This is a genomic window from Pelomonas sp. Root1217 (genome assembly GCF_001425705.1).
Lineage (GTDB): Bacteria > Pseudomonadota > Gammaproteobacteria > Burkholderiales > Burkholderiaceae_C > Pelomonas.
Window position 1 is genome coordinate 411,512 of sequence record NZ_LMDC01000027.1, and the last position, 20,710, is coordinate 432,221.

The window sequence follows — 20,710 nt, forward strand, 5'->3', positions numbered from 1 at the left end:
TATTCTGACCCGCCATGCCGCTCATCCTCGTAGTCGACGACCAGCCGAGCAACATCCATGCGCTCTATCAGTTGCTGGTGGACGAATGCGAGGTCTCCATGGCCACCAGCGGCGCCGAGGCGCTGGCCTTCTGTGCCCAGCAGCTGCCCGACCTGATCCTGCTCGACGTGCTGATGCCCGAAATGAGCGGCTATGAGGTCTGCGACCGCCTGAAGGCCGATCCGCGCACGCGCGGCGTCCCTGTCATCTTCGTCACCGTGCAGGGCAGCGCCGACGACGAGGCCCAAGGCTTCGCCCATGGTGCGGTGGACTACATCCCCAAGCCCTTCGTCGACGTCGTCGTGAAGGCGCGGGTGCGCACCCAGCTGGCGCTCAAGCTGGCGTCCGAGAGCTTCGCGCGTTCGCAGATCGAGCTTTTCCAGCGCGACAAGCTGGCCTCGGTCGGGCGAACCATCTCGGGCATCGCCCAGGAGCTGAGTTCGCCGCTGGGCAACGCGCTGATCTCGGCCTGCACGCTGCAGGATGACCTGACCCATCTGCGCGGCCTGTCTGGCAGCGGCAGTATCAGGCGCAGCGATCTTGAGAAGCATCTGCGCGTCAGCGAGGAGAGCGTGGGCCTGGTGCTGTCCAACCTGCAGCGCACCCTGTCCGTCGTCGACTCCTTCCTGCAATCCACGGCCGACAACTTCGGTGACCAGCGCCGCAGCTTCTCGCTGCTGGAACTGGTGCACGAGGTGGTCGCCGGCCTGGCGCCGGCGCTGGACACCCACCAGGTGCGCTGCGAGCTCGACGCCAGCGAGGACCTGCATCTGCTGAGCTTTCGTGGTGCCCTGGCCAAGGTGTTGTCCACACTGATCCAGAACGCGGTCAAGCATGCCTACCGCGAGGCCGGTGGCGAGGTCCACCTGCGCGTGCGGCCGCTGGGCACCGACCAGCTCATCGTCACCGTGCAGGACCACGGCGTCGGCATCCCGCCCGGCATGCTCGGGCGCGTCTTCGATCCCTTCTTCTCGACGCGTTTCGGCCCCAACCGCAGCGAGCCCGGCCTGTACATCGTGCGCAACCTTGTCACCTTTGCGCTGGGCGGGCAGATCCAGGTCGAGTCCACGCCCGGTCTGGGCACGACGGTCAGGCTGACCTTGCCGATGATTTCGCCCGAGGCGCGGCGCGCGGCGGGTTGATGCTGGCCGGAATGCGCGCCCGACTGGCGCTGTTGGGCGGCCTCCTGTTGATGCTGGCATTAGGGCTGGCGCTCTACCTCGTGCAAAGGCCGTCGGTCGAGGCGGCTCGCGGGCCTATCGTCATCGGCCTGCTGCACGCCCTCAGCGGCCCGATGGCGGCCAGCGAGGCGCCGCTGGTGGCGACCGTCAAACTGGCCGTGGAGGAGATCAATGCCGGCGGCGGCCTGCTGGGCCGGCGCGTCGAGCTCAGGATCGAGGACACGCGCTCCGAGCCGCGCACCGCGGCTGCGGCCGCCGAGCGCCTCATCAGCGCCGAGCATGCGGTGGCGCTGTTCGGCTGCTGGTCGTCCAACTGCCGCCAGGCCGTCAGGCCGGTCGTCGAGATCCATCGCCATCTGCTGTTCTATCCACTGGCCTACGAGGGCATGGAGCAGTCGCCCCACATCATCTACACCGGCCCCACGCCCAACCAGCATGCACTGCCTGCCACCGACTGGGCCATGCATGGCTTCGGCCGGCGCGTCTATCTCATTGGCACCGACGGCCTCTACCCGCGGCGGGTCAACGCGATGCTGCGCGACTTCATCTTGCTGAGTGGCGGCCAAGTGCTGGCCGAGCGCTATGTACCGCTGGCTGGTACCGACATGGGCGGCATGCTGGCAGACCTGCAACGCGTCCAGCCCGACGTCGTCATCAGCACCATTGGCGGCAGCAGCAGTCGCGCCTTCTTCGATGCCCTGGTGGCAGCCGGCCTGACCGACCTTCCGCTGATGTCCCTGCGTGCCGCCGAGCCGGAGATGACGGCCTATGGCGGCGGCCGGCTCGACCGCCATTTCACGGCCTGGAGCTATCTGCAGTCGCAACCCGGGCCTGCCAACGAGGCCTTTCTGGCGCGGCTGCGGCGCAGCCAGGGCGAGGGCATCCAGGCCAGTGATCCGGCGGTGTCGGCCTACGTCGGCGTGCAGCTGTGGGCCGCCGCGGTGCGCGGGGTCGGCAGCGCGCAGACGGACGCGGTCAATGCCAATGTGCTGCAGCAGAGCGTGTCAGTGCCCCAGGGCTTCGGGGCGGTGGACAGCCAGAGCCGGCATCTGTGGCGCCAGCTGCGCATCGCCCAGGTCAAGCCGGATGGCCAGCTCGCCGAGGTGTTCGCACTGCCGCGCTACATCAAGCCGGCGCCATGGCCGGTGTTCCGGTCCGCAGAGCACTGGATGGCCGTGCTGCCACGCACCGAGGGCGCGCCTTGATCGCCGCCGTGCCGGCCGTGGAGGCGACACGCCGCGCCTGGCGCGTCGGCCCCGCCCTGCTGCTGGGCCTGATACTGTTGTCGATGCTGCCTCTGGGCCTGGTCGGGTTGTGGCAGCTCTCCAGCTTCGAGAGCAGTCTGCATGAGACGGTGACCGAAGGCCTGGTGGCGATCTCGCGCAAGAAGGTCCACGAGATCAACGAATACCTCAACGAGGTCGAGGTCGATGGCCGCCTCGTCGCCCAGGCCAGCGACACGCGTGAACTGCTGGTGCAGCGCGGCGACGCTGTGGCCACCCGCGTCAGTGCGGGCAGCCGGGCTTTTTTCGAACGCCTCTACGACAGCGGCAAATACCTCAACCTGCTGCTGGTCCAGCCCGACGGCCGCATCAGCTTTGCGATGAAGGCACCAGCTGGCTCGACACCCGAGCTGGCGCGGCTGGATGGCGGTGATTACGAAGGCAGCGAGCTGCTGGCCGCGCACCGCCGCGCCATCGGTCAGCTGGACCCGCAGCTGACGCCGGCCGAGCGCCTGCGCGGCGAGGGCCCCGCAACGCTCTTCCTTGTCCATCCGGTGGTTGATGGCGACCGCGTGCTCGGCAGTGTCGTGTTGCAGCTCGACCTGGACCGCCTGCTGCGGGTCGCGACCGAGCGCTCGGGGCTGGCGCTGACGGGCGAGACGGTGCTGGTGCAACGCCAGGGCGACCGGGCCGTCTTCATGAACGACCTCAAGCGGCCGCCGTTGCAGACGCTGACCGGCTCGCTGGACCTGGCCTCGCCCGAGCCGCCGCCGGCCGTGCGCGCCCTGCGCGGCGAAAGCGGCAGCGGCCTGACGCGCGACTACGCCGGTATCGAGATCGTCGCGTCCTGGCGCCACCTGCCCGCGCTGGACTGGGGCATCTCCGTCAACATCGACGCGGCCGAGGCGTTTGCGCCGGCGCGTGCGCTGCGCGACCGCTTGGCTCTCGCCCTCGGCCTGTCCCTGCTGCTGGCCCTGGGCCTGGGTCTGCTGCTGGGGCGTCGCCTGGTCGAGCCCGTCCAGATGCTGAGCGGTGCGGTGGCCCGCATCGCCGGAGGCAAGCTGGACGAGCGTGCGCCGGTCTGCGGCTTTGCCGAGTTCCGCGAGCTGGCGCGCAGCTTCAACCAAATGACGGAACAGCTCGTCGTCGAGCGCCAACTGCTGGAGGCGCGCGTCGAGCAACGCACGCGGGCGCTCAATGAGAGCGAGCAGCGCTTTCGCGGCGTCTTCGAGCGCGCCCAGGTCGGCATTGCGCTGTGCGACGCCCAGGGTGTCATCCTCGACGTCAATCAGGCGCTGACGGCGATGCTGTGCCGCGAGGCCGGGGCGCTGCGCGGCGCCAAGCTCGCCGATCTGCCGGACTTCCGCCCCGGCCGCCTGCCTGGCGGCGAGCTGGCCCGCCTGGCGGCCGGGCGGCTGGACCATGTCCGCTTCGAACGCGGCTTCGCGCTGCCCGGCGGCGGCGAGCTGTTCGTCGACGGCAGCGCCAGCGCCATCCGCGATCGCCGTGGCCGCCTCGTCAACGTCGTGCAGATGCTGGTCGACGTGACCGAGAGACACCGCGCCGAAGTTGATTTGGTACGTGCCCGGGTTGCGGCCGAGGCGGCCAGCCAGGCCAAGAGCGATTTCCTGGCCAACATGAGCCACGAGATCCGCACGCCGATGAGCGGGGCCCTGGGCATGCTCAACCTGCTGCTGCGCACCGAGCTGTCGCCGCGCCAACTCGACTATGCGGCGAAGGCCCGCACGGCGGCCCAGGCGCTGCTGGCCGTCATCAACGATGTGCTGGATTTCTCCAAGGTCGAGGCCGGCAAGATGGAGCTGGACCCGCACCGCTTCGAGCTCAGCGACTTCATGCGCGAGCTGGCCGTCATCCTGTCGGCCAACGTCGGCTCCAAGGACATCGAGGTGCTGTTCCGCCTCGACCCGCGATTGCCGTCGGCGCTGGTGGGGGATTCGACGCGGCTGCGCCAGGTGCTGCTCAACCTGGCCGGCAATGCGCTGAAGTTCACCGAGCGCGGCGAGGTGGTGCTGGGGCTGTCGTTGCTGGGCGAGACGGGTGGGCAGGCGCGGCTGCGCTTCGAGGTTCGCGACACCGGCATCGGCATCGCGGCGGACAAGCTCGATCACATCTTTGCCGGCTTCAGCCAGGCCGAGCAGTCGACGTCGCGCCGCTACGGTGGCACCGGCCTGGGCCTGGCCATCAGCCGGCGGCTGGTCGCGCTGATGGGTGGCGAGCTGCGCGTGGACAGCCGCGTCGGCGAGGGCAGCCGCTTCCATTTCGATCTGCTGATGGCGACTGCGCCGGCCGAGCGCGGTGAGCCCGACACGGCGCAGCGCGGCCTCAAGGTGCTGATCGTCGACGACAATCCGATGGCCCGCGAGGTGCTGCAGGGCATCGGCGCCAGCCTGGGCTGGGACTGCGACCTGGCAGCCAGTGGCGAGCAGGCGCTGGACGTGGTGCACGAGGCCGCCGAGCGCGGCGAGCCGCATTACGAACTGATCCTGATGGACTGGCGCATGCCGGGGCTGGACGGCTGGGAGACCTCGCGGCGCATCCGCGCCAGCCACGAGTCCGATGCGCCCGTCATCATCATGGTCACGGCCCATGGCCGCGAGCTGCTGGCCGAGCGCAGTGAGCAGGACATCCAGGGCCTGGGCGGCTATCTAGTCAAGCCGGTGACGGCGTCCATGCTGCACGACGCCGTTGCTGAAGCCACGCGTGGGCAGCCGGCGCCGCTGCCGCGGGCCGCGGCCGAACCCCGACTGCAGGGCATGCGCCTGCTGCTGGTGGAGGACAACAGCGTCAACCAGCAGGTGGCCCAGGAGCTGCTGGAAGGCGAGGGCGCCGTCGTGACAGTGGCCGGCGGCGGCGTCGAGGGGGCCCATCTGGCCAAGGTGGCCGAGCCCGTTTTCGACGCCATCCTGATGGACCTGCAGATGCCCGACATCGACGGCTTCGAGGCCACGCGGCGCATCCTCGCGCACCGGGCCGACAGCCTCATCATCGCCATGACGGCCAACGCCATGGAATCGGACCGCCAGGCCTGCCTGGCCGCCGGCATGCGCGACCATGTCGCCAAGCCCGTGGACCTGGAGCAGCTCGTCGCCAGCCTGCGCCGCCACGTCGGCCCCATCCCCATGCGGCCGGCGCCGCCCCCGCCGCCGGTGTCGGCACCGCTGCTGGAGCGCGAGGCAGCGCTGCAGCGCCTGGGCGGTCGGGCCGCCTTGTACGAGCGACTCGCCAAGTCCTTCGCCCAGGACGCGCCCGCGGAGATGGACACGCTCAGGTGCCATCTGCAACAACAAGCCCTGGCCGACGCGACGCGCGTGCTGCATACCCTGCGCGGCTTGGCCGGCGCCGTCGGCGCCACCGCGCTGGCCGTATCGGCCGGCCGCCAGGAGCTGGCATTGCGCGAGGGTGGCAGCGCCAGCGCGGTCGATCTGGTCGGCTTGCAGGGGCTGCTCGACGCCAGCCTCGCCGTGCTGTCCGCCGCTGTCGTGCCCGGCCCGCCGCCGCCCACCGCTCCCGCCATCGTGAGCGAGCCGCTGGAAGCACTGCGCCGGCTGCGCCAGTTGCTGGTCGAACGCAATATGCGCTCGGTCGCAGTCTGCGAAGAGCTGTCCACGCAGCACGCCGACGCCTTCGGCACCGAGCTTGCCCAGCTTTCCACGGCCGTGGCGAAGCTGGACTTCGGCAAGGCCCTGAAAGCCTGCGACCAGTTGCTGGACCGCCTCAATCCCCGCTGAGCGCCGGTTGGGCCACCCGACGGGCAAAACCCATTCCCGGTGTGCGGGCGCCGTGGGCTTGCGTACAATGAGAATCATTCTCATCAAACCAACTCGTCCGCCGAGCCCGCCCATGTCCGAGCCGCTGTTCTCCAGCCTCGCCGCCGCCCCTGCCGGGCTGGCGCTGACTGTCCATCAGGTCAGCGCGCCCGGGCATTCGCCGGAATGGGCGGGCTGGCTGGCCGATCTGGGCTTTTTGCCGGGCGAAGCCGTGCATGTGCTGCGCCGCGGCGCCCAGCGCACGGGCAACCTGGTCGTGCGCATCGGGCAATCGACGTTTGCGCTGCGCCATGCCGAGGCCGAATGCATCGCCGTGACGCCGCGCGGCCATGACTGAATCCGTTGTTCACGTCCATCGCGGCGGCAAGCTCGTCGCGCTGGTCGGCAACCCCAACTGCGGCAAGACCGCCCTGTTCAATGGCCTGACCGGCAGCCACCAGAAGGTCGCCAACTACGCCGGCGTCACCGTCGAGCGCAAGGAAGGCCGCCTCGTCACCGTGGCCGGCAAGGCGCTGCGCCTGCTGGACCTGCCGGGCACCTACAGCCTGCACCCGCGCTCGCCGGACGAGCGCGTCACCTGCGATGTGCTGGCCGGTCGTGCCAAGGGCGAAAAGCGGCCCGACCTCGTCGTCTGCGTGCTGGACGCCACCAATCTGCGCCGCAACCTGCGCCTGCTGCTGGCTGTGCGCCGCATGGGCCTGCCCGTCGTCGTGGCGCTGAACATGGCCGACCTGGCCGCCCTGCGGGGCCTCAAGATCGACCCGGCAGCCCTGGCCGCCCAGCTTGGCGTGCCCGTCGTACGTACCGTCGCCATCCGCAAGGAAGGCCTGGACGAGCTGCGCGCGCTGCTCGACAAGCCCGAGGTCTGGGTGGCCGCGCCCCTTGCCATCGCGGGCGAGCAACAGGTCGACGACCATGTCACTGTGCGCACGCTGCTGCGCGAGCTCCACCTCGACCATGAGCTGCCCACCCTGCCGAGCGACCGCGTCGACCGCGTGCTGCTGCATCCGGTGGCCGGCTCCATCATCCTCGCGGTGCTGCTCTTCCTGCTCTTCCAGGCCGTCTTCTCGTGGGCCGAGCCGCCCAAGGACCTGATCGAGAGCGGCATGGCCTGGGTGGGTACCCAGGTCGGCCTGTGGTTGCCCGATGGCTGGCTGCGCAGCCTCATCGTCGACGGCGTCATCGCCGGTGCCGGCGGTGTGCTGGCCTTCCTGCCGCAGATCCTGATCCTGTTCTTCTTCATCCTGTTGCTGGAGGAGTCGGGCTATCTGCCACGTGCAGCCTTGCTGCTGGACCGGTTGATGGGCAGCGTCGGCCTGTCGGGGCGCAGCTTCATCCCGCTGCTGTCCAGCTTTGCCTGCGCCATCCCCGGCATCATGGCTACGCGCTCCATCTCCAACCCGCGCGACCGCCTGGTGACCATCATGATCGCGCCGCTGATGACCTGCTCGGCGCGCCTGCCGGTCTATGCCCTCCTGATCGGCGCCTTTGTGCCTCACCGCGAGGTGGCCGGTTTCGAGCTGCAGGGCCTGGTGCTGTTCGGCCTCTACTTCGCTGGCATCCTCGGCGCGCTGGCCGTGGCCTGGGTGCTCAAGCGCTTCACTAGCACGGGCCGCCTGGTGCGGCCGCTGATGATGGAGCTGCCGAGCTACCACTGGCCGCATCCGCGCTCCATCGCCATCGGCCTGTGGCAGCGCGCCATGATCTTCATCAAGCGCGTCGGCGGCATCATCCTCGTGCTGACCATCGCGCTGTGGTTGCTGTCCAGCTTCCCCGGCCCGCCGGAAGGCGCGACGGGCGCACCCATCCAGTACAGCGTCGCCGGTTGGCTGGGCGCCGGCCTGGCCAAGGTCTTCGCGCCCATCGGCTTCAACTGGCAGATCAGCCTGGCCCTGGTGCCGGGCCTGGCGGCTCGCGAGGTGGCTATCAGCGCGCTGGGCACGGTCTACGCGCTGTCCGCCACGGGTGACGATGCTGCCCAGGCGCTGTCACCGTTGATCCAGCAGAGCTGGAGCCTGGCGACGGCGCTGTCGCTGCTGGCCTGGTATGTGTTCGCGCCGCAATGCATCGCGACGCTGGCGGCCGTGAAGCGCGAGACTGGCGGCTACAAGATGCCGCTGATCATGACGGCCTATCTGTTCGGGCTGGCCTATCTGGCCTCGTTCATCACCTACCGCGTCGCGCTTTACTTCGGCGCTTGACGTCAGCGTATTCCGGGCCGAGCGCTGGGCCGTTCCCGAGCCGGCCCGCTTGGGCGTTTGCTTGTGGCTCAATGCCGCAAGCATCGCCGTCCCCGCGGGGGACCGGCTGGGCGCGCCCGCGTTCAGCGGGGCGAGACCGGACGAGGGGCTTCAGGGAGTGGGGCGCGTCGGCACCGACGCGCTGCAGATGTCGATATAGCCGGGGCTGTGCACGAACCAGCCACTGCGAAAGCGCCTGGCATCGAGCAGTTGGGTCCAGGTGGTGGACTCGGTGCGCAACACCTGCAGCGCCGGCCGTTCGACGGCCGGCACCTCGGCCAGCAGGCGGATGCGCTGGATGCCCGTGCGCTGCTCAGGCTTGTCATAGAAGCCCATGGCCGCGCCGCCGCGGGGCAGGCCGGACAGCAGCTCCATGCCCTTGAGCACGCGGCCCACCACGGTGATGTTGAGATCCAGCCCGCGCGGCGCCTGGCCGATGACGGCGTAGAGCTCGGTGCCGTTGCTCGAGTCGACCGCGTCGCTGCGCCCGGCGCCGACCATGCCGTAGCAGTGGGCCAACCAGGCCCTGCCGGCCTTGGGATCAGCGGCGACCGGGAAGCCATCGGCAAAGCCGGTGCGTGGCGCCCAGCCTTCCACGTCGGGCAGCCTGGCGAAGGCGGCTTCCTTGCCGACCTTGTCCAGCGGCACGGAGAACTCGGCGGGCAGCTTGGCCTGTGCCCCGGCCGGCAAGGGCTTCGCCTTGCTGGCGTCCTCGCCATCAGGGTCGCCCCACTGGGTGACGAAGTTGTCCTGCACGCGCAGGATGGCCAGGCCATCCCAATAGCCGCCGCGGGCCAGGGCGCGGATGTTGGCGGCATGCGCGGGCGCAAATCGCGGGGCCAGTTCGATGATGACTTGACCCGACGCCAGCTCCATCAGCAGCGTGTTCTCGGGATCGAGCCCGCGCCAGTCGCTGGCCGGCGAGCCGGCCAGGATCTGCTGGGCGGTCTTCTTTGCAGCCGCCTTGACCGTGGGCTTGGCAGCCTTGGAGGGTGCCGCAAGGGCGGTGGACAGCAGGCCGGCGGTGGCCAGCGCGAGCGCGATGTGTTTCATGGGCGCGCAGCTTAACGGCGGAGCGGCTTCCTACAATGGCGCGATGCCCGAGACCGCTGTTCACGACCTGCAAGACCTGCCCTTCGTCCACCTGCGCATGCACACCGAGTATTCGGTGGTGGACGGCACCCTGCGCACCGACGATGCCGCCGACGCAGCCGCGGCGGATGGCCAGGTGGCGGCGGCCATCACCGACCTGGCCAACCTGTTCGGCGGCATCAAGTTCTACACGGCGATGCGCAAGAAGGGCGTGCAGCCCATCCTCGGCGCCGACTGCTGGCTGGAGACCGACGCCACCGACAAGCCGCCGACGCGCCTGCTGCTGCTGGTGCAGAACAGCCAGGGTTATCTCAACCTCAGCGAACTGCTGTCGCGCGCCTGGATCGACAACGTCCAGCGCAACCAGGCCTGCCTGAAGTGGGAGTGGCTGACCGAACTGGGCGCGGGCCTGATCTGCCTGTCCGGCGCCCAGCATGGCGGCCTGGGCCAGGCGCTGATGCAGGGCGACAAGGTGCGGGCGAAGGAGTGGGCGCAGCGGCTGTCCGAGGTCTTCCCGGGGCGCTTCTACATCGAGCTGCAGCGCGCCGGGCTGCCCGGCCAGGAGGCGCTGGTGCAGGCCAGCGTGCCGCTGGCGGCCGAGCTGGGCCTGCCCGTGGTGGCGACCCACCCGATCCAGTTCCTGGGTGAGGACGACTTCGAGGCCCATGAGGCGCGCGTCTGCGTGGCCGAAGGAGAGACTCTCGCCAACCCCAAGCGCATCAAGCGCTTCCTGCCCAGCCAGTACTTCAAGACCCAGGCGCAGATGCGCCAGCTGTTCAAGGACATCCCGAGCGCCATCCAGAACACCACCGAGATCGCACGCCGCTGCTCGCTGACGCTGGTGCTGGGCAAGCCGCAGCTGCCCAATTTCCCGACGCCGCTGCTGGACGACGGCACGCCGATGCCGATGGAGCAATACTTCCGCGAGCTGAGCCACGAGGGTCTGGTGGGGCGGCTCAAGCATCTCTTCCCTGACGAGGCCGAGCGTGAGAAGGAGCGCCCGCGCTACGTCGAGCGCCTGGAGTTCGAGCTGAACACCATCATCAAGATGGGCTTCCCGGGCTACTTCCTCATCGTCTCGGACTTCATCCGCTGGGCCAAGGCCAACGGCTGCCCGGTCGGCCCGGGGCGGGGCTCGGGCGCCGGCTCGCTGGTGGCCTATGCGCTGCTGATCACGGACCTGGACCCGCTCAAATACAACCTGCTGTTCGAGCGCTTCCTGAACCCCGAGCGGGTCTCGATGCCCGACTTCGACATCGACTTCTGCCAGGGCAACCGCGACCGCGTCATCGACTACGTCAAGGACAAATACGGCCGGCCGGCAGTCAGCCAGATCGCGACGTTCGGCACCATGGCCGCCAAGGCCGCGCTGCGCGACATCGGCCGCGTGCTGGGCATGGGCTTCGGCCATGTGGACAGCATCGCCAAGCTCATTCCCGCGCCACCCGGCAAGACGGTGACGCTGGCCAAGCTGCCGCCCAACTTCGACCCCGACAAGGCCAAGGTCATCTACGCCCGCCACGAGGCGCCGGAGCTGGAGGAGCGCGAGAGGAGCGACGAGGAAGTGGCCGAGCTGCTCAAGCTCGCCGCCCGCGTCGAAGGCATGGTGCGCAACATCGGCATGCATGCCGGTGGCGTGCTGATCGCGCCGGGCAAGATCACCGACTTCTGCCCGCAGTACCAGCAGCCCGGCTCAACCTCGGCCGTCAGCCAGTTCGACAAGGACGACGTCGAGGCCATCGGCCTCGTGAAGTTCGACTTCCTGGGCCTGGCCACGCTGACCATCCTGGAGCTGGCCAAGGACTTCATCGTCGCCCGCTATCCGGACCGCAAGGATTTCGACTGGGCCGACGTGCCGCTGGTCGACAAGAAGGTGTTCGACCTCTTCGGCAAGGGCTACTCCGAGAGCGTGTTCCAATTTGAATCGCCCGGCATGCAGCGCCTGCTGAAGGACGCCAAGCCGTCGCGCTTCGAGGACCTGATCGCGCTGGTGTCGCTGTACCGCCCGGGCCCGATGGACCTGATCCCGTCGTTCGTGGCGCGCAAGCACGGCAAGGAGACCATCGAATACCCGCATCCACTGCTGGGCCAGGTGCTGGAGGAGACCTATGGCGTCTTCGTCTACCAGGAGCAGGTCATGCAGGCCGCCCAGGTGCTGGGTGGCTACAGCCTCGGTGGCGCCGACATGCTGCGCCGCGCGATGGGCAAGAAGAAGGCCGAGGAAATGGCCATGCACCGCGAGATCTTCCGCAAGGGGGCGGCGGAAAAGGGCATCGACCAGGCCAAGGCGGATGAAGTCTTCGACTTGATGGAAAAGTTCGCGGGCTATGGCTTCAACAAGTCGCATGCCGCCGCCTATGCGCTGCTGAGCTACCACACGGCCTGGCTCAAGACGCACTACACGGCCGAGTTCTACGCCGCGAACATGACCATCGAAATGGACGACACCGACAAGCTCAAGGTGTTGCTCAATGACGCCAAGATCTTCGGCATCGAGTTCCAGTCGCCCTGCGTGAACAAGGGGCAGTACCGCTTCGAACCCATCACCAACCGCCTCGTGAACTACGGCCTGGGCGCCGTCAAGGGCACGGGCCGTGGCGCCATCGAGGCCATCGTCGCGGCGCGCGAGGCCGGCGGGCCATTCCTGAGCTTCTACGACTTCTGCCTGCGCGTGGACCGCAAAGCCGTCAACAAGCGTGCCGTGGAGGCGCTGATCAAGGCCGGCGCCTTCGACAGCATCAACCCCGAGCGCTCGAAACTGCTGGCCAGCGTCGGCCGCGGCTACACGCATGCCGAGACGCAGGAGGCCAATGCCGACCAGGGCGGCCTGTTCGACTTCGGCGATTCGCATGCGGCCTCGCATGTCGAGCCCGATCTCGTCGACGCGCCCGTTTGGAACATCAAGGAACGGTTGTCGCTGGAGAAGACCGCCATCGGCTTCTACCTGTCGGGCCATCTGTTCGACCACGGCGGCGCCGAGGTGCGGCGCATCGTCAAGCGCCAGATCGCCGACCTGGTGGACAGCCGCGAGCCGACGCTGGTGGCCGGCATCGTCAGCGACATGCGCGTCATCAACGGCCAGCGCGGCCGCGTCGCCATCTTCAAGATCGACGACAAGAGCGACGCCATCGAGGCCGTGGCCAACGAGGAGCTGCTGAACGCCAACAAGGAGCTGCTGGCCGAGGACGAACTCATCATTGCCCAGGGCAAGGTGCAGAACGACCGCTTCTCGGGCGGCCTGCGCATGAATGTGCAGGCGGTGTGGAGCCTGTCCGCGGCGCGCGCCAAGTTTGGCAAGCACCTGCTGCTCGGCAATGCGGGTGCGGCCGGGCTGATCAAGGAGCTGGTGGAGCGCTTCCCGCCGCGCGAGGTCGTGATGGAGGAGGGCGGCACGCGCAAGCTTGGCCTGCCAGTGCGGGTATCGGTCAAGGCCGAGCCCGACGGTGGGGGCGTCGGTGCCCGCTGGCTGGTGGAACTGGGCGAGGCGAGCCGCTTCTGGCCCGCGGACGAGGCTTTAGCCAAATTGGGCACGGCGGCTGAGGTCATTTACGAAGCTGGATGAGCCCCGGCATCGGCGATGATTCCCGCCGATGCTGCAAGCCGTGCCCAAGCCCGCATCCCAGTCGATGGGGCTCAACCGTACGCCGCCGGTCACGGGGTTGATCCTGACCGGCGGCGGCGCACGTGCGGCTTACCAGGTGGGCGTGCTGGCAGCCATCGCCCAGTTGCGCCGCGATGCCGGCGCGACGCAGCAGAACCCCTTTCCGGTCATCAGCGGCACCTCGGCCGGCGCCATCAACGCGTCGACGCTGGCCTGTCATGCGGACGACTTCGACGCCGCGGTCGACGGCCTGCTGCACCTCTGGCAGGGCCTGCACGTCGAGAGCATCTACCGGGCCGACGCCTTCGAGGCGGTGAGGAGTGGCGCACGCTGGCTCAGCATGCTGAGCCTGGGCTGGGCCATTGCGCGCTGGACGCGCAGCCGCCCACGCAGCCTGCTGAACAACGCACCGCTGCGCGAGCTGCTGGCGCGCTATCTCGACATGCCGCGCATCGAGACCATGCTGGACGGCGGCCATCTGCGCGCGCTGGCGCTGACCGGGTCCAGCTACACCTCGGGCCAGCACGTCACCTTCTTCCAGACCCATCACCACGTCGTGCCGTGGCTGCGCGAGCAGCGCATGGCCGTGCAGACGAAGCTGAGCCTGAGCCACTTGATGGCTTCCTCGGCCATCCCCTTCATCTTTCCGGCCGAGCTGCTGGAGCTGGAGGGCGTGGCCGAGTGGTTTGGCGACGGCTCGATGCGCCAGAGCGCACCCATCTCGCCGGCCGTGCACCTGGGTGCCGAGCGCGTCCTCGTCATTGGCGCAGGCCGAATGAAGGAGCCCGAGGGGCGCCGCGTCACCGCGACCGATGCCCACCCCAGCATGGCGCAGATCGCCGGCCATGCGCTGTCCAACATCTTCCTGGACGCGCTGGCGGTGGACGTCGAGCGGCTGCGCCGCATCAACCGCACGCTGGCCCTGTTGTCACGCGAGACGCGGGCGGCCACGGCGCTGCGGCCCATCGAGCTGCTCGTCATCGCGCCAAGCCGGCGCCTGGACGACCTCGCCGGCGAGCACCAGGCCAGCCTGCCCCCGTCGGTGCGCGCCATGCTGCGGGCCTTCGGCGTCAGCGGCAAGGGCAAGACGACCAGCGGCTCGGCCCTGGTCAGCTATCTGCTGTTCGAGCCGAGCTTCGTCAACGAGCTGATCAACCTGGGCATGAGCGACACCCTGGCCAAGCGCGCCGAGGTGCAGCGCTTCTTTGGCTGGCCGGCGCGGGCGCCGCAGATCGACCCGGCGCTGCTGCGCAAGAGTCGCTCAGCTGGGTTCGCTGCCGGCTGTTGAGAAGGCCTGGCCGGCCACGCGCAGGCCGGCGCTGGAAAGCTTGCGGGCGGTTCCCGCCTTGATGCCTGGCACACGGCGCATCAGGTCGGCCCAGTCCTTGAACGGCCGCGCGGCCAGCAGGCGCTGCACCAGGGCCGGGCCCAGGCCAGGCAGGGATTCGAGTTCGGCGCGGGTCGCGGTGTTGGCCTCGACCTCACCCTGAGCCAGGGCCGGGAGTGCCGCCCACAGCAGCAGGGCCCGCCGCTTCATCGTCAGGCCTCGCCGACCTGAGCCCGCACCATGGCCGCGTAGGCGCCATCGCGCGCGATCAGCTCGGCGTGCGTGCCGGTCTCGACAAGCTTGCCGGCGCCGAGCACGTGGATGGCGTCCGCATCGCGGATGGTGGACAGCCGGTGGGCAATGACGATCAGCGTCTTGCGGCCGGACCAGGCGGCCAGGGCCTGTTGCACGGCTCGCTCGCTCTCGGTGTCCAACGCCGAGGTGGCTTCGTCGAAGATCCAGATCGGCGCGTCCTTGTACAGCGCCCGGGCAATCGCGAGGCGCTGGCGTTGGCCGCCAGACAGCTTGCTGCCGTTGGCGCCGACGTGGGTTTCGACGCCCTCGGGCAGCGTCTGCACGAAGTCCCACAGGTGGGCGGCGCGCAGCGCGGCTTCGAGTTTGGCCGCGTCGCGCGGCTGGGCGTAGGCGATGTTGTTGGCCACGGAGTCGTCGAAGAGCACGATGTCCTGCGACACCACCGCGAACTGCCGGCGCAGGGAGAGCCGCGTCAGCGTGCCGATGTCGGTGCCGTCCAGCAGGATGCGACCGGCGTCAGGCGGGCCGAAGCCCAGCAGCAGGTGGATGATGGAACTCTTGCCCGCGCCCGAGGCGCCGACCAGCGCCGTGGTCTTGCCGGCGGCGAAGGTCAGGCAGAGGCCGTCCAGCGCGGGCTGGCCGGCGCCGGGATAGGTCAGGCGCACATCGTCCATCCGGATGTCGCCTTGCGCCGGGCCAGGCAGCTCGCGCGTGCCGGTGTCGACCTCCTTGGGTGCGTCCATCAGCTCGAAGCAGCCCTTGGCAATGACGCTGGCGCGCGTCAGCGGCGAGGCCAGGTCGGACAGGTGGCGCAGCTTGGAGAGCAGCAACAGCAGAGCCGCCACGTACTTGGCGAAGTCCTGCACGCCGGTGCCTTCAGTACGTGCCTGCCACAGCGCCATGCAGATGATCAGCGACAAGCCCACGCTCGCGACCAGTTGCGACACGGGCTGGGCCAGCGCACCCGCTGCGGCGGCCTTGAGGTTGTAGCGCCGCACTTCCAGCGCCGCGGCTGTGAAGCGCTGGCGCTCGTAGTCCGCCGCGCCGAACTGGCGCACCGCGCGCCAGGCGCGGGTGATGTCGTCCACCTTGTTCACCAGTACCAGCTGCGAGTCGTAGGAGCGCGTGGACATCTGCCGCATGCGCTGGTTGAGCTTCTTCATCACTATCGCCATCACCGGCGTGATGACCAGCGCCATCAGCGTGAGCTGCCAGTTCAGGTAGAACAGCAGGACCGCGAAGCCTATGGCGGCCAGGCCGTCGCGCAGCAGCGCAATGCCCACGTCACCTGTCAGCTGCAGGATCTGCTGCGGGTCGTTGACGACCTTGGTGACCGCTGTGCCGGGCTGCATGCGGGTGTAGACCTGGGCATCCAGCCGCAGCAACGAGTTGACCAGTGCGGTGCGGAAGTCCAGCACGCTGCGCGTCTGCGTCCAGTGGAAGAGGTATTGCCCGGCAAAGCTCGATGCACCGCGCACGATGTAAAGCCCGATGAGCACCACGGGCACCATCCACAACGGGTAAGCGTCCTTGGTGAAGCCCTTGTCGTCGAAGGCATAACTGATCAGCTGGGGCAACAGCCACTCGGTGCCGGCCAGACACAGGTAGGCCACGATGGTCAGCAGCGCGCCCCACCGATAGGGGAAGACGTATTGGCCCAGACGTCGGGCGATGGAGGCGTTGGCGTCGGCGGACATGGGACGGGATTGTCGCGGGGTTTGCCGGCATCGCCGCCTGCCGAGCGAATGGGCAGGCCCATAGAATTCGCCCGCTTTCCGCTCCCCCTGCCTGATGCCGTCGCGTCCCTCATCGCCTGCTGCCACCGACTCCCGACCCCGCACCGTGGTCCTGCTCCAGTGGGTCGGCATGGGCGACCTGGTCTGGCATGTGCCGTACTTTCGACGCGTCGCCGAGACCAGCCAGGGCGGACAGGTGTCGTTGATCGCCTCGCCGACCGTGTTCGCGCAGCAGCTGGTGGGCCATGAACCCTGGGTGCGCGAGATCATCGACTTCGACCGCCACCCGCGCCGCCATGAGGGCCGACAGGGGCGTCACCGCGGCGTGCTGGGCCTGTTCCGCATGGGCGTGGAGCTGCGCGAGAAGCAGTTCGACCGCATCGTGCTGTTCACCAACTACACGAACCGCTCCCTGGTGGCGCTGACCGCGAAGATCCCTGAGCGCCTGGGCTATGGCACGACCTGGCTGCAGCGCCGGCTGCTTTCGCACGGGCCCTGGATCCAGCGCTACACCGGCCCGGCCGTCGGCACCTACGAGGACGCCACGATGTTCGCCATCGCGCATGGCTGGTGTGATGCGCCCATCGTGCCGAGCCTCGTCGTGCGCCCCGAAGCGCTGGAGCGCATGAAGGCGCGGGTGCAGGGCATGCCACAGCCCATGCATGCGCTGTGCATCGGCTCGTCGGAGCCCTACAAGCAGTGGGGCACCGACAACTTCGCCGCGCTGGCCGCCGAGCTCGCCCGCGCCGGTCACGGGGTGCTGCTGATCGCTGGCCCGGCGGAGCGCGAGATGGCGCAGGCCATCCTGCAGCGCGTCGAGCCGGCCCTGCGCCCGCGCATCCTGGCCGTCACGGACGGCACGGTGGCCGAGACCGTGGCGGCCATGTCGCTGATGCGGACCTGCCTGGGCAACGACACGGGCGGCGTGCAGATCGCAGCCGCCGTCGGCACGCCGACCTGGGTGGTGCTGGGCCCACGTCCGCTGCTGGCGCATGACCCCGAAACGCTGCACATGCTGACCGCGCCCAGGCTGGCCGACATCCAGCCCGGCGACGTTGCCCGTATCGCGCTGGCGCAGGCCGCATGAGCCCGGCAGACACCCGCCCCAAAACGGCCGTGCAACTGCAGCTCAACGGCATGGGCGATCTCGTGTGGCATGCGCAGTACTTCCGCTGCGTGGCCGAGCAGAGCCGCGACGGCCAGATCAGCCTCATCGCCGCGCCGACCACGATGGCCCGCGAGCTGCTGGGCCACGAATCCTGGGTGCGCGAAGTCATCGATTTCGACCGGCGCCCGCGCAAGAGCGAGCGTCGCCGCGGCCGCCACAGCGGCCTGGACGGCCTGCTGCGCCTGGGCGCCGAGCTGGCCCCCAAGCGTTTCGACCGCATGGTGCTGTTCTCCGACCATCCGGGGCGCGCCATCATCGTCTGCTGGCGCGCCGGCGTCCGCACCATCCTCGGCTTCGGCGAGACCTGGCTGCAGCGCCTGCTGCTGACGCGGTCGCCATGGATCGGCCGCTATCGCGGCCCCGCCGTGGCCGGCTACAAGGACGCGACGAACTTCTCCATCGCCCAGGGCTTCTGCAGCGCGCCCATCGTGCCGCGCATCAGCGTGCGCCCCGATGCGCTGGCGCGCATGGGCGAGCACCTGGCGCCCTTGCCGCGGCCCTTTCATGCACTGGCCATCGGCGCGTCCGAGCCCTACAAGCAGTGGGGCGAAGACAACTTCGTCGAACTGGCCAATCGCCTGGCCGCGCGTGGCCACGGCGTCCTGCTGCTGGGCGGGCCGGCGGAAGGCGCGCTGGCGCAGGCCATCCTGGCGCGCGTCGAGCCGGCATTGCGCGAGCGCGTGGCCACGATGACCGGCAGCAGCGTCGCCGAGAGCGTGGCGGCCCTGTCGCTGGCGCAATCCTGCATCGGCAACGACACGGGTGCCGTCAACATCGCGGCCGCGGTGGGCACGCATGCCTTCGTCGTGCTCGGCCCGCGCCCGCCGCTGGAGCACGATCCCGAACATGTGCACCTGCTGCAGGCCGCGCGGCTGTCGGACATCGGCGCAGCGGACGTCGAAGCCCGTGTGCAAGAGGTGATCCGCTAGCGCGCCAGCGCTTCCCGCCAGACCGCCAGCGTGCCACGGGCCGTGGCCTCCCAGGTTCGTGTGCGCGCGTAGGCCAGTGCCGCTGCGCGGCGGGCGGGCGTCATCGCCACGGCGGACGCGATGCCCGCGGCCAGCGCCTCGATATCCTCCGGGTCTGCGATCGCGGCGTGGCCACCCGCCGCCTCGGGGCAACTGCCGCGATCGCTGGCCAGCACAGGCGTGCCGCAGGCCATGGCTTCCAGGATGGGCAGGCCGTAGCCCTCGTACAAGGACGGGAAGAGATAGGCCGCCGCGCCAGCGTAGAGCGCGGGCAGGTCCGTGTCGCTGACAAAGCCTGCAAAGTGCACGCGCGTAGCCAGGCCCAGCTCGGCGAGCCGTGCCGCCAGGGCCTCACCTTGGGTGCGGGAGTGTTCGCCGCAGACCATCAATGTGTAGTCCTGGCCGAAGCGCCCGGCGGCGAAGGCCTCGATGGTGCGCGCCAGGTTCTTGTTGGGCGTGGAGCCGACGAACAGCAGATACGGCCCCGCCAGCCCATGGCGCGTACGCACGGCCTGAATCTCGTCCGCCGTGTGCGGCCGGAACTCGGGTGCCACGCCCGGATGGACGACCTTGAGCCGCGCCGGATCACCGCCGACCAGGCGCAGGAAGTCCTGCCGCGTGTTCTCGCTGACGCACACGAGCCGCGCGCAGTTGTCGCGCAGATGCTCGTAGTGGCGAAGCTTGCGCTGGCGCTTCTTCTCGTCGGTGTAGTTGATGTTCAGCGCCGCGTAGAGGTCGTGCACCGTCGCGACGGTGGGCACGCGCCAGGGCGGCTGGCGTTCGTCGGGCACATGCAGCAAGGCGCACGACGGGCGCGGCAGCGGCCAGATGGGGCCCCACCAACAGCGGCTGGACAGCCGGGGCCCCTGGGCCAGCCGGTCACGCAGCTGCCAGCGCGAGCGCTTGCACAGCTGAAGCAGCTTGAACTCGGCCTGCGGCGGCACCTGCAGCGCCGACAAGGCTTCGATGAGCTGGCGCGTGTAGCGGCCGATGCCGGTGCCGCGTTCGTCGGTCAGGTTGGTGGCCTCGATCGCGAAGACGGGCGGGCGGCTCATGTCAGGCGATGCCCAGTGCGTCCAGCGCCTGCGGGAGGTCGAGGTAGTCCACGGGCGATGCTGTGGGCTGACCGTTCTTCGCGAGAAGGATGCATTGCCCGACGCCGGCCGCCCGGCCAGCTTCGACGTCCGAGGGCTTGTCGCCAAACATCAGCGAGCCGGCGAGGTCGACACCCAGCGCTTGGGCACTGCGCAGGATCATGCCGGGCGCCGGCTTGCGGCAGTCGCAGTCGAGCGCATAGCGGGGCAGCTGCGCGTCGGGCAGGTGGGGGCAGTACTCGATGGCGGCCAGCGTGATGCCTTGTTGCGCCAGGTGTTCGCGCAGTGTGTCGTGCAGGTGCTGCACCGCGGCTTCGTCGTAGTAGCCGCGCGCCACGCCCGACTGGTTGGTCACGATGACGAGGGCGTAACCGGCAGCCTGCAGGCGGCGCAGGCCGTCCACTGCGCCGGGCACGAAGGTGAAGTCCTCCCAGCGGCTGACGTAGCCGTGGTCGATGTTGATGACGCCGTCGCGGTCGAGGAAGGCGGCGGGGCGGCGCGCGCTCATTGGCCCTGCGCGCGGATGCGGTTGACCAGGGCGGTCGTCGAGTAGCCGTCGACGAAGGGAATGGCGCGCGCATCGCCGCCCCACGAACGCACGAGGCGCGTCTCTTCCAGCGCTTCCATGTCGTAGTCGCCGCCCTTCACGTAGAGCTGCGGGCGCACGCGCGCCAGCAGCGCGCAAGGCGTGGGCTCGTCGAAGAACAGCACCGCGTCGACAGAAGCCAGGCCAGCCAGCACCAGGGCGCGGTCGACGTCGCGGTTCAGCGGCCGGTCCGGCCCCTTGCCGAGGCCACGAGCGGAGGCGTCGGAGTTGACGGCCACGATGAGGCTGGCGCCTTGCTCGCGCGCCGCATGCAGGTAAGCCACGTGGCCGCGGTGCAGCACGTCGAAAACGCCGTTGGTGAACACCATGGGCCGGCCCAGCGTGGCCAGCCGCGCGGTCAGTGCCGAGTCATCCAGCGCGGCGGCATCGATGAGCTTGTCTTCCAGCATGC

Annotated in this window: 15 protein-coding genes; 9 read left to right on the forward strand and 6 right to left on the reverse strand. The window is 69.4% G+C overall.

The genetic code is table 11. The features are described 5' to 3' along the window. The first annotated feature begins 14 nt into the window (after positions 1-14). The 5 genes from ASC95_RS19575 (at position 15) to ASC95_RS19595 (ending at position 8,432) form a co-directional block, all read left to right on the forward strand. On the forward strand, positions 15-1,181 hold the full coding sequence (locus tag ASC95_RS19575; RefSeq protein WP_057299369.1) for a hybrid sensor histidine kinase/response regulator: 1,167 nt from the start codon (positions 15-17) through the stop codon (positions 1,179-1,181). A gap of 11 nt (positions 1,182-1,192) precedes the next feature. Then, positions 1,193-2,425 carry an urea ABC transporter substrate-binding protein gene (locus ASC95_RS19580; RefSeq protein ID WP_162250810.1) on the forward strand — a complete coding sequence of 411 codons (1,233 nt, stop codon included), beginning with the start codon at positions 1,193-1,195 and terminating at the stop codon, positions 2,423-2,425. Next, positions 2,422-6,192 (forward strand): response regulator, encoded by a 3,771-nt coding sequence (locus tag ASC95_RS19585; RefSeq protein ID WP_057299371.1) that lies wholly within the window; start codon positions 2,422-2,424, stop codon positions 6,190-6,192. The genes ASC95_RS19580 and ASC95_RS19585 overlap by 4 nt, the downstream gene beginning before the upstream one ends. Positions 6,193-6,304: 112 nt before the next feature. Then, entirely contained in the window at positions 6,305-6,568 is a 264-nt protein-coding gene (locus tag ASC95_RS19590; RefSeq protein WP_082567933.1) for a FeoA family protein, read from the forward strand. Then, positions 6,561-8,432 carry a ferrous iron transporter B gene (locus ASC95_RS19595; RefSeq protein WP_057299372.1) on the forward strand — a complete coding sequence of 624 codons (1,872 nt, stop codon included), beginning with the start codon at positions 6,561-6,563 and terminating at the stop codon, positions 8,430-8,432. Before ASC95_RS19590 ends, ASC95_RS19595 begins: the two co-directional genes overlap by 8 nt. 150 nt (positions 8,433-8,582) lie before the next feature. Here ASC95_RS19595 and ASC95_RS19600 read toward each other — a convergent pair whose 3' ends face one another. After that, entirely contained in the window at positions 8,583-9,524 is a 942-nt protein-coding gene (locus ASC95_RS19600; RefSeq protein WP_057299373.1) for a peptidylprolyl isomerase, read from the reverse strand. A gap of 43 nt (positions 9,525-9,567) precedes the next feature. Between ASC95_RS19600 and dnaE the strand changes: the two genes are divergently transcribed. Continuing rightward, positions 9,568-13,125: a DNA polymerase III subunit alpha gene (gene dnaE / locus ASC95_RS19605; RefSeq protein WP_057299374.1), complete on the forward strand. Its 3,558-nt coding sequence runs from the start codon at positions 9,568-9,570 to the stop codon at positions 13,123-13,125. 28 nt (positions 13,126-13,153) lie between these two features. After that, complete coding sequence (locus ASC95_RS19610; RefSeq protein ID WP_082567934.1) at positions 13,154-14,452, forward strand: patatin-like phospholipase family protein; 1,299 nt, start codon at positions 13,154-13,156, stop codon at positions 14,450-14,452. Here ASC95_RS19610 and ASC95_RS19615 read toward each other — a convergent pair. Beyond that, on the reverse strand, positions 14,426-14,701 hold the full coding sequence (locus ASC95_RS19615) for a helix-hairpin-helix domain-containing protein (RefSeq protein WP_057299375.1): 276 nt from the start codon (positions 14,699-14,701) through the stop codon (positions 14,426-14,428). The genes ASC95_RS19610 and ASC95_RS19615 overlap by 27 nt on opposite strands. A gap of 2 nt (positions 14,702-14,703) precedes the next feature. Then, the gene (locus tag ASC95_RS19620; protein ID WP_057299376.1) at positions 14,704-16,443 is read right to left on the reverse strand and encodes an ABC transporter ATP-binding protein; all 1,740 of its coding nucleotides are present in this window, start codon (positions 16,441-16,443) and stop codon (positions 14,704-14,706) included. 145 nt (positions 16,444-16,588) lie between these two features. On the opposite strand from ASC95_RS19620, the gene ASC95_RS19625 reads away from it, so the two are divergent. Together ASC95_RS19625 and ASC95_RS19630 are read left to right on the forward strand one after the other, a co-directional pair. Then, positions 16,589-17,569: a glycosyltransferase family 9 protein gene (locus tag ASC95_RS19625; RefSeq protein ID WP_162250811.1), complete on the forward strand. Its 981-nt coding sequence runs from the start codon at positions 16,589-16,591 to the stop codon at positions 17,567-17,569. Beyond that, positions 17,566-18,579 (forward strand): glycosyltransferase family 9 protein, encoded by a 1,014-nt coding sequence (locus tag ASC95_RS19630; RefSeq protein ID WP_057299378.1) that lies wholly within the window; start codon positions 17,566-17,568, stop codon positions 18,577-18,579. Before ASC95_RS19625 ends, ASC95_RS19630 begins: the two co-directional genes overlap by 4 nt. On the opposite strand, the gene ASC95_RS19635 is transcribed toward ASC95_RS19630, so the two are convergent. The 3 genes from ASC95_RS19635 to ASC95_RS19645 are packed head-to-tail and all read right to left on the reverse strand — an operon-like array spanning position 18,576 to position 20,708. Continuing rightward, positions 18,576-19,673, reverse strand: a complete 1,098-nt coding sequence (locus tag ASC95_RS19635) for a glycosyltransferase family 1 protein (protein WP_057299379.1) — start codon at positions 19,671-19,673, stop codon at positions 18,576-18,578. The two genes, ASC95_RS19630 and ASC95_RS19635, sit on opposite strands and share 4 nt — an antisense overlap. Before the next feature lies 1 nt (position 19,674). Then, the gene (gene gmhB / locus ASC95_RS19640; RefSeq protein ID WP_057299380.1) at positions 19,675-20,220 is read right to left on the reverse strand and encodes a D-glycero-beta-D-manno-heptose 1,7-bisphosphate 7-phosphatase; all 546 of its coding nucleotides are present in this window, start codon (positions 20,218-20,220) and stop codon (positions 19,675-19,677) included. Further along, a complete protein-coding gene (locus tag ASC95_RS19645) occupies positions 20,217-20,708 on the reverse strand; it encodes an adenylyltransferase/cytidyltransferase family protein (RefSeq protein ID WP_235537991.1) in 492 nt (163 codons plus the stop codon). The genes gmhB and ASC95_RS19645 overlap by 4 nt, the downstream gene beginning before the upstream one ends. Positions 20,709-20,710: the final 2 nt, after the last annotated feature.

Bases quoted from the DNA above. Each gene is read 5' to 3' on its own strand.
- ASC95_RS19575 (WP_057299369.1), top strand. From the start codon at position 15: ATGCCGCTCATCCTCGTAGTCGACGACCAGCCGAGCAACATCCATGCG.
- ASC95_RS19580 (WP_162250810.1), top strand. From the start codon at position 1,193: ATGCGCGCCCGACTGGCGCTGTTGGGCGGCCTCCTGTTGATGCTGGCA.
- ASC95_RS19590 (WP_082567933.1), top strand. From the start codon at position 6,305: ATGTCCGAGCCGCTGTTCTCCAGCCTCGCCGCCGCCCCTGCCGGGCTG.
- ASC95_RS19595 (WP_057299372.1), top strand. From the start codon at position 6,561: ATGACTGAATCCGTTGTTCACGTCCATCGCGGCGGCAAGCTCGTCGCG.
- ASC95_RS19600 (WP_057299373.1), bottom strand. From the start codon at position 9,524: ATGAAACACATCGCGCTCGCGCTGGCCACCGCCGGCCTGCTGTCCACC.
- dnaE (WP_057299374.1), top strand. From the start codon at position 9,568: ATGCCCGAGACCGCTGTTCACGACCTGCAAGACCTGCCCTTCGTCCAC.
- ASC95_RS19610 (WP_082567934.1), top strand. From the start codon at position 13,154: ATGCTGCAAGCCGTGCCCAAGCCCGCATCCCAGTCGATGGGGCTCAAC.
- ASC95_RS19615 (WP_057299375.1), bottom strand. From the start codon at position 14,701: ATGAAGCGGCGGGCCCTGCTGCTGTGGGCGGCACTCCCGGCCCTGGCT.
- ASC95_RS19620 (WP_057299376.1), bottom strand. From the start codon at position 16,443: ATGTCCGCCGACGCCAACGCCTCCATCGCCCGACGTCTGGGCCAATAC.
- ASC95_RS19630 (WP_057299378.1), top strand. From the start codon at position 17,566: ATGAGCCCGGCAGACACCCGCCCCAAAACGGCCGTGCAACTGCAGCTC.
- ASC95_RS19635 (WP_057299379.1), bottom strand. From the start codon at position 19,673: ATGAGCCGCCCGCCCGTCTTCGCGATCGAGGCCACCAACCTGACCGAC.
- gmhB (WP_057299380.1), bottom strand. From the start codon at position 20,220: ATGAGCGCGCGCCGCCCCGCCGCCTTCCTCGACCGCGACGGCGTCATC.
- ASC95_RS19645 (WP_235537991.1), bottom strand. From the start codon at position 20,708: ATGCTGGAAGACAAGCTCATCGATGCCGCCGCGCTGGATGACTCGGCA.